Origin of the sequence: Bartonella rattaustraliani AUST/NH4 (genome assembly GCF_000312565.1) — a bacterium.
Taxonomy (GTDB): domain Bacteria; phylum Pseudomonadota; class Alphaproteobacteria; order Rhizobiales; family Rhizobiaceae; genus Bartonella; species Bartonella rattaustraliani.
In genome coordinates this window covers 1-2,076 of sequence record NZ_CALW02000003.1, presented here as the reverse complement: position 1 = coordinate 2,076, position 2,076 = coordinate 1, and the positions used below count along the sequence as shown (strand labels likewise).

Below are 2,076 nucleotides of genomic sequence, written 5' to 3'. Positions count from 1 at the left end.
ACGATTATTGATATTCATCATACTGTCATTAACGCCTTCAAATGCAGCCGAAACAGTATCATAACCTTTCTTCTCTAAAGGTGTTCCATCAGAATTAAATTGAGAAACTTGGAACTCTGGCGCTCTCCAGACACCATTATTATAGCCAGAACCACCACCAAAATACTGAGCAAGCTGATTACTCATAGAATAAAGTTGAGCTCCATTAATCGCTTCTGTCGAGTACTCTGAAACAGCACCTGCCTTAACTCCAGAAAGCGTCCGAGAAACACCTTCAACATTTGCAAGTGTAACTTCAGTACCGTTCTTTTTACCACCAATCGCTATAACATGCGTATCAGCATCTTGCTTAACAAGGCTATCGCCAACAACCTTATTAATCTCATTTTTAACTTCATTGTGAAGATTTGTCAAAGATATACCAACTCCTGCAAAGGCAGATGCTACATCAGAATAACTTTGTTCACTAGCTTGCCCTTCCTCATTAACAATTTGAACTTTGAACTGTGGTGCACTCCACTTACCATTCTCACCATAGGCAGCACCACCACCGAAGTACTGAGCAACCTGATCACCTAATGAATAAAGTTGCGCACCATTGATCGCATCTGTAGACGTGGAGTTAATAGATCCATCCGCAAGATGCGTGATCTTGCTATCACTCTTGCCTTCGCCATGCGTCGCTACAAACGCATTATCATGAGCATTCCACAACAACGCATCATCTTTTGTCGCATTAAGCGCATTTTCAACACCTTTTCTGAACATTTTTAGCTGCGCAATATTGACTGCATCGGTATCTTCAGTACCAGCGGACACCCCAGTAATTTGCCGTGTTTTTCCTTCCTTAACATTACCAACACTCACTGCACCCAAAGTAGATTGCCACGCCATATCTGCGCGAGTTGAGGCTGTATCGGTCACAGGATCATAACCCACAACACCCACCGTAGCAAGAGACAGAGATCCCGCACCCAAAGCAACACCACCTTGCACCTCTACCATTGCATCTGCACCAATAGCAACAGAATCGTCTAGCACAGCCTTAGCTCTCGTTCCTACAGCAATAGTATTTTTACCTAAAGCACCTGCGAGCCCACCCATAGCAAACGCAGATTGTCCAGATGCCTCTGATCCTATACCTATAGCGACACTTGCTTGACCAGCAGCAAGCGCAGAAACACCAAAGGCTTGCGCTCCACCACCCTTTGTGGTTGCTCCTGCACCAAATGCTGTTGAATAGTTTCCCGTTGCAGAAGACCCACACCCTGTTGCAAAAGAATAAACACCATAAGCCTCAGGCAGAGTACTCATAGATCCCCCTGTAGAAGCAGCTCCCATATAACCACTCTTCGGATCGCTTACTAGACCATCACCAGCCCAAGTCGCCTGTTCAGTGGTTGTTCCATAAGGATTACCACCAATGAAACCCTTGAAACCATTGATAAATCTATTATATTGTTCCTCTGCAGTTATTTTATTAGCATTAGCAGCATTTTCTTGTCGCTTACCACCACGACCAATAACGTGATCTACACCACAGAATTTATGATCACCAGAAAGAACAATACTACCGTGGCTCGCATATTCATAGCTTACTCCGCCATCACTATTGCTGTCATATGTAGCACCTCTTATTGCGAGATTCGCAGCAAAAATAGGAGAAACACTCGATAAGCATATGACCAGCAGAGCCAAAAACAGCTCCTTCACAAAAGACAACAAATCAAGCACACGAAAAAAACTTATGTTTATTGCTGTCCACATGGTAAATATTTTTTTCATTATAAATTCCCCAACAAAATAGCTTTCTCCCAACAAAAAATAGCTGTGAACATAAAAAAGACATAATTTAGGTGCTAAAAGGTCCCCTGATTATAGTTTTTATATTCAAGTACCATTGTTGAGCGATGCATATGAAGTTTTCTTTATTTGCGTTATTAAGGAAATGAGAGTCACTTCCTATATTACGGTTAATGTTTGCTTAATTCTTATGGATTGGTTTTTACAGATGAGATTGTGTTTATTGAATAAAGCAGTTCTTTTAAAGCATCGTTGCAGAGTAGGAAATATCAC

At 41.9% G+C, this 2,076-nt stretch carries 1 pseudogene; it reads right to left on the bottom strand.

Features of this window, described 5'->3' with window-relative positions:
- Positions 1 to 1,785, bottom strand: a pseudogene (locus BN67_RS00035) (hypothetical protein); the annotation flags it as partial.
- Between the last annotated feature and the right edge of the window lie 291 nt (positions 1,786 to 2,076).